The following is a 6,717-nucleotide window of genomic DNA, read 5'->3' on the forward strand; positions in this document are numbered from 1 at the left end:
AAGACAGGTCAGACCGGTACTCTCAGAACCTGACAAGAACAGCGGCCAACAAAGGCCAAATCTCTGATGAGGAGAGAGTGCGCGGATTCCATCGGGGCCAGGAAACTAATCAGATTTCCACTCACAGGCCGGATATATGTATGCAATCTGTTCCTTGTTTGCCTCAATTGAAAAACATCCTTGCGAAACGGGATGGGTCCATATATGTTCTTGGGTTCTCCCTGGTTATTGACAATCACAAAGGCGTCTGGGGCCACCTCCAATAATCCGCGAAATTTATTCTCCGCCTCTTTCAGAGGTGTGATATTAATATGGCTTCCAACCATACGTGAAAATTTTACATTTTTGTCTTCTAAGGCAACTCCCCGGCAAATCATCCAAACCAAGGAACCCTTTTTGTGGACAAACCGGATTACGGGATCAAAGGGTTTTCCTTCTTCGGTATGATCTCTCAAAGCTTTTACGATGAAATACGTTGGAATGGTCATCAAAGTGCAAAAACTCAATAACCGGTTTAGACTTTAATTCCTCAATAGGATAACCCAATGTCCCTTCCCAATCCAGAGTAAGTCCTTCAAAATACCCATCAAAATTAATCTGACATCTCAAATCCTGAGAAAGCTCTAAAAAATTTATATTTTTGGGTCTTCGTGAAATCGAGTGGGTAAAAATTGTTAAAAAGTGTTTAAGGTCCATACAGGGCAAGGGTCAAGGCAAAGTCATTCTGTGGTTGAAGCCTTTGAAGTATTAGAGGTTCCTGCAAAATCCAGTTCGTCATTCCCGAATGGTTTTATCGGAAATCCAGGATTCAAAAAATCAATATCTTCTGGATTCCCGCTCCCCGATAAAGTCATTCGAGGACAGGCTTCGCGGGAATGACGGGAAGGGCCTGGATTTCCGCTTTCCCCTGCCTGCAAGTGCCCGCCGGACAGACGGGTAATGACGAAATTTACCCACTCACTTCCACGATGAGCCCAAAAATTTTATAAAGTCTTTTCTGTTCCACGGTAAATCATCGCTTTAGGAGGAATGAGTGTCCCTGCATAGAGGTGACCCTTATAAACTGTCATGGCTTCAATGGTGTGAGGGCTGATATTTCCAACTTCTTCCCAATGGACCCCATCTGAGCTTCCAAAAATAAATCCGGAATAGGTTCTGATTCCCGCATAAAGGCTATCATTATAAATAACCATTGAACCAACGTATCCCCCATCTTTGCCCGGTGTGGCGTCAAATGAAACTGTCCAATTTTCACCATCTTGGGTTTTCCAAATTTCACCATGGGTTATACTCCCCACATATAAACCATCATTAAAAACCTGGGCCGCTCTAATTCCAAAAAACTCCCTTTCACCTCGAAGCACTTTGCCGATTTCTGTCCATTGAAGTCCATCCGCTGAGCGATAAAGATATCCATGCTCGGCTCCAGCATAAAGCATTCCTTTAAACTCAATGATAAAACGCACCCAATGAGGTCCATCCAATTGCTTGAAGACAGCCGCTTCTTCCCACTGTTCACCATCAACAGAACGGAATAATTTACCATGACTGGTGCCTGCAAAAAGATGATCCTTAAAAACGCCCAGGCTGATAATCCCTGTTTGATCCTTTGGCAAAACAGCACTTTTTTCCCAATGGTTTCCATCTTGGCTTTTCCAAATTTCGGCTCTGGGTTCATCAGAACCTGTATAAAATGCACCCTGGAACGGAATCATCCCGTAGATTCGATACTCCCCCGAATCATGAACCTCATGCCAATCTTTCCCATCCACAGAACCAAAAATTTTCCCGTTTCCCTCGGTTCCCGCAAAAATATATTCACCTAAAGAACCCAGCATGGTAATGTTCCACCCATGGCCAGGCAACGTTGTTACCTTTTCCCAATTCAGGCGATACAGCTTTCCTGGGAATTGATCCATCAAATATTCGGTGACCACCTGTTGCTCATGATCGTTCATCGGGGCCCCCATTGCTTTCATCCAATCCACTACAAAGTCCCATTGCCGTCCCCCGGTTTGATGTACTTTTTTCCCCTGACAATCTCCCGCAACACAACGGCCGCTAATCTCAAGGGCATGACACTGACTGCAAACACGCTGAACCACCTTTTCTGGGACCTCCTGGGAACGCTTGGGTAAAAAAAAAGTCCCCTCCGGTGTGGTTTTTGGAGAAAGAGAGGGAGATTGAAAGGCTCCACCGCTGAACCCTTCAAGAAACTGAATAATGGTTTCTTCTTCATTTGGGGTCAAATTGGCGCGTTTACTCATTCGATCCTTAACGGTAAATCTCCAATCACGCGTATTGGGTGGGACACGCCAATAGGTTTTTCTTAAATTCAACAAGGGCTCAGTCCAACCATGGCAGCCATTACATTTTACAAATTCTTGTGGTACCTCCCCCGCACTTCCTAAACCAAAAACATTCCCCACGGCCACTCCTTTATCAATGAGCCTTTGAATATCACCTGGAGAACGAACATCTTCATCGAGAGAAAGGGATCCTAAAATTTCAGTCATTGTAAGCTCGGGAATAGAATGGGCAGGTTCCCAATTTTTCCCCCCATTTTTGGAGATGTAAATACCATCTTCATAGGTTCCGGCATAAAGAATTTCGGGATGGTAAGGATGAATTTCTATGGTTCGGATATTTTGATCGGGAAGGCCTTGGTTGTGCTTTTTCCAGGAACGGCCCCCGTCAGTGGTTTTGATGACTCCCTGATCTGTGGTTGCAACGTAAAAGATTTTTACATCGGTTGGATCAAAAACCATATCGGTAATCCATGATGAATTTAATTCATCTAAGGAAACCCAATTTTTTCCCTCATCCTTGCTTTTGAGTAATCCGCTCCCCCGAGTGCCAACCAAAAGAACTTTCCCATCCACGGAACCTGCTAAGACGGTATATTCTTCACCCTTCCGTTTTCTCAGAACGGCCCATCCTTTCAGCTTTTGACCCCAAAAATACAATGCCTTGGTGCTGCCCATAAAGAGAGAAACAGGTTGAGAAGGTAAGAAGAACAGGGTCTGAAGGCTTTCTGAGTACTCAAGGGTTAATCCGTTGTTGAATCCCTCCCAGTGCTCCCCTCCGTTGTAGCTTCTAAAAATTCCAGATTCAGAAACCGCATAGATTTCCTCAGGATTATTTGGATGAAAAACCAGTTGGTTAACCGCCGTGTTTCCCAACCCGGTATTCATCTCCTGCCATGACGCTCCCCCATCCCAGCTTTTTGAAACCCCTCCTCCCCAGGCCCCGGCGTATAAAATATTCGGATGATGGGGGTGGATAATGATCTGGTGATGTGTATAGCTTTTGAGGCCTTGATTCATTAATTTCCAATTCATTCCCGCATCTTCGCTTTTTAAAATTCCATAATGACTGGTTGCAGCATAAAGAATTTCTGGGTTTCTGCTGTCAATACTGATTTGGTGAATCAGATAGGGCCCCAGTCTGGGCTCACTGGGTAAAGGCTTTAATTCGCTATGTTTTATGCCATCGGTGGAAAAATCAATAAAACGGCCATAAATATCACCTTGAAAAGGAATCCCCGCCCGATAATCTTTCCAAACCACCAAATACCGTTTTCCATCCGTTGCAGAAACCGAATGGCTTTGCCGCTCAAACCCCTTATATATTTCAATGAACCCAGGGTCTAAAATATTGCCATTGGAATCCATTCGGGTCCCGTAGATATCCTTAAACGTCACCTTCCCTTCTTCATCCCAAATCACCATGAATTCACTCCCTCGTGATGTCACAAATGGAAGGGCGTGAAAGTTGGGGGATTCGTCGATTGGAATTCCATCGGGATCCATGACCTTCCCTCCCGAGGTCAATCGGGCCCCATAAATTCCGGACTCCCCCTTCCGTTTATCCATCCAGGCCACCAGATGAAATTGGCCATTCCAGCCGATGCTTGGATAGTATTGGTTATTTGCGGCTTTAGAAATTTGAATTCCCCCCGGATCCAAAACCTCCCCATCTGGGTTGACTCTTGCGCCAAAAATGTCAAAATCGCTCCCATTTCTTTGGTCACTCCACACCACCCAATAATTTTCTCCATTCCACGAAATCCCGGAATAGTATTGGTCCCCAGACTCCCGGGCGATGGGAATACCTGCAGGATCCAACACCTTTCCAAAAGAGTCAACCCTAGCCCCTAAAATATCCCATCCCCGGGATGGATCCCCTTTTTCCTCCCAAACCACCAAAACATTTCTGCCATCCCAGGAAAGGGATGGAGTCGCCCGGAAATCATTTCCCACAGAAATAGGAATCCCATTTTCATCTAAAACTTTTCCAGTAGGATTCACGCGAGCACCAAAGATTTCCCAAACCTGGCCATTTCGTTTGTCCTGCCAAACGATAAAATAATTATTCCCGTTCCAGATCACTTTGGGCTTAATTTGATCAGAAGGGGCCCTCGATATTGGAAAACCCTGGGGATCCAGATTCTTCCCCGAAGGCGTTATCCGGGATCCATAAATATCAAAAGACCCACTGCGCTTGTCCTGCCACACCACAAGGTAATGGGTTCCATCCCAGGCCATAGAAGGTTCTTCCTCTTCAACATCCCGGGTCGTTATCGGAAATTCTTTCTCTCCAAGGAGAACCTCTCCTCTTTTCACGTCCGATTGGACGTTCGTCTCTATCGTTTGGTCCGGGGAAGGGGTTAAAGAGCTTTTTTCTATACAACCGGAAAACCCTACCGACAGACAAAAAGTAAATAAAATTAAAAACCCGCTGACCTCTGCTTTTCGATTCAACAGCATTGGATCCATTGACCTCACGATCTATTTTTTTAAAATGAAGCTCTCCGCGGCAAGACCGCGGGGTATCAAAAAGGCCCTTCCCCCCAATGGGGGGTGGAGATGGTTTTGGGAAGCCCATCCTGAGATCAGTCGAAGGGCCCGCTACAACAGATCTACTGCATCCCACGCCGCAAGCCGCGGGGAATTGCCAGTTAAATGAACATCATGTCCAAAATTTTCATTTCATTTTTTAATTCCATAGTAAGAATTCAGATACAAAATAATTTCCTTTTCCTCTTCCAGTGAAAGTTGCGCCCTTTTGCTCATTCTCTTCACCGTTGCACTCCAATCCCGGGGATTAGCGACCATGCGGTAATAGGTAGGGGAATGAAAATCCAATTTCGGGTCTGTCCACCCATGGCATTCGTTACACTTTTTGAAGGATTCAGGAGGAGGGAGGATTTTCTTTTTTTGGCCAACTGGGTCTTTGGGCAATAAATCGGTATTTCTTTTCTCAGGGGCCTGAATGGCCTTTTCCAAAATAGATTTCCATTTTTTCCCGCCATCAACCGATTTAAAAATGCCATGCTCATGGGTCCCCGCATAAAAAATATTTGAATTCTTGGGATCAAACGCTAAAGCGGTCACCCAGGAATCGGAAATCCCTTCATTCAAAGTAGCCCAAGAACTTCCTTCGTCAGTGGTTTTCAAAATCCCTTTTGATCGGGTTAAAATAAAAAAAGTATTTGGATCATCGGGGTGAAAAATAACCCGATTGATCCAGATTCCTTTGGTCCCTTTTACCAATTGAAATGTTTTACCAAGATCAGGACTTCTAAAAAGTCCTTCATTCATCGTTCCGAAAAAAAGTTCACTGTCTTTTAATCGATAGGCAATTTCGGTCACATTGAGTGGGACAGCCAGACTGATTTTTTCCCATTTTTGATTGGAACTTTCCCACCGGTAAATTCCTTGATCGGTTCCCAAAAAAAGGATGGGTGATGCCCCGGGAAGTACAAAGAATGATTGAGGGATCTCCTCGTCACCCAAACTCAACCCCCCATCCAGTAATTCCCAGGAATTTATTTTCCCTTTTCGAGTATATACGCCGCTAGAGGTTAGTATATAAATTTGATCCCTTCGTTCCGGAGAAAGAAAAATCCTCCAAATGGCGGTATCCCCTAAGCCATTATTTTGTTCTTCCCAAATTTGCCCCTCATTTTTGCTTTGATAAAGTCCCCCTCCCCAGCTGGCCACATACACCGTGTCAGGTTTTTTCGGATGAATTTTTAAATCGTAAAGAAGATAGGATTGAATGCCTTTATTGACTAAATTCCAATTTTTCCCTCCATCTATACTTTTCAGGACTCCCTGATTGTCCGTTGCAATGTATATGACCTTTCGATTTGTGGGATCAATTTCAATATCATGGACATAAATACCCTCCACCCCTGCTACCCATTGAGGGTTTCCTAAAATGACACAGAAAAAAAAACCAAACATAGGCCAAAAATTCTTATTCATTTTAAAGGATCACTTTTCTTAAAGAATCCTTATGATTCTCTAGACTATTTTTAAAACCATGTTGCCCTTTTTTTAAAATTGGGTCAAGAAAAACAAAATGAAATAAAAAAAGGCCGTCTTTAGAAATAAACACGGCCTTTTATATATTTTTTCAACAAAAGTTTTAATCCAATTCTTTTCTCTTCTTACCTTCGCTCAATCTACATCAAACACCCCCACTAAACCCACTCCCGTCGCATTATTGACTCCACTCACAATAGCCGTATAGGCCCCTGGAGGGAGAGTGATATGGACGGCAGAATCTAGGGTGCAACCGGTTGTCGCTGCTGTACAGGGATCTAATCCGGTAGCAATGATATCTTGATCGTTTCCGCACGATATCGCCGGAGCTGCACACAATGGATCGGTTGTTTGCCAATTATTATTCTGGGCTATCACCGTAGAC

The 6,717-nt window shown here is 44.2% G+C and carries 5 protein-coding genes; all 5 read right to left on the reverse strand.

Features of this window, described 5'->3' with window-relative positions:
• Window positions 1–8 precede the first annotated feature (8 nt).
• Window positions 9–488: a PAS domain-containing protein gene (locus VGB26_12485; GenBank protein ID HEX9758593.1), complete on the reverse strand. Its 480-nt coding sequence runs from the start codon at window positions 486–488 to the stop codon at window positions 9–11.
• A 231-nt stretch (window positions 489–719) separates the two neighbouring features.
• Window positions 720–917: a hypothetical protein gene (locus VGB26_12490; GenBank protein HEX9758594.1), complete on the reverse strand. Its 198-nt coding sequence runs from the start codon at window positions 915–917 to the stop codon at window positions 720–722.
• Window positions 918–983: 66 nt separating this feature from the next.
• Window positions 984–4,778 (reverse strand): hypothetical protein, encoded by a 3,795-nt coding sequence (locus tag VGB26_12495; GenBank protein HEX9758595.1) that lies wholly within the window; start codon window positions 4,776–4,778, stop codon window positions 984–986.
• Window positions 4,779–4,991: 213 nt separating this feature from the next.
• Entirely contained in the window at window positions 4,992–6,272 is a 1,281-nt protein-coding gene (locus VGB26_12500) for a YCF48-related protein (protein ID HEX9758596.1), read from the reverse strand.
• A gap of 195 nt (window positions 6,273–6,467) precedes the next feature.
• A partial coding sequence (locus VGB26_12505; protein ID HEX9758597.1) for a hypothetical protein occupies window positions 6,468–6,717 on the reverse strand: 250 nt, incomplete at its 5' end.

It is taken from the genome of Nitrospiria bacterium, from assembly GCA_036397255.1.
GTDB lineage: Bacteria > Nitrospirota > Nitrospiria > DASWJH01 > DASWJH01 > DASWJH01.

Bases quoted from the DNA above. Each gene is read 5' to 3' on its own strand.
- VGB26_12485 (HEX9758593.1), bottom strand. From the start codon at position 488: ATGACCATTCCAACGTATTTCATCGTAAAAGCTTTGAGAGATCATACC.
- VGB26_12495 (HEX9758595.1), bottom strand. From the start codon at position 4,778: ATGGATCCAATGCTGTTGAATCGAAAAGCAGAGGTCAGCGGGTTTTTA.
- VGB26_12500 (HEX9758596.1), bottom strand. From the start codon at position 6,272: ATGAATAAGAATTTTTGGCCTATGTTTGGTTTTTTTTTCTGTGTCATT.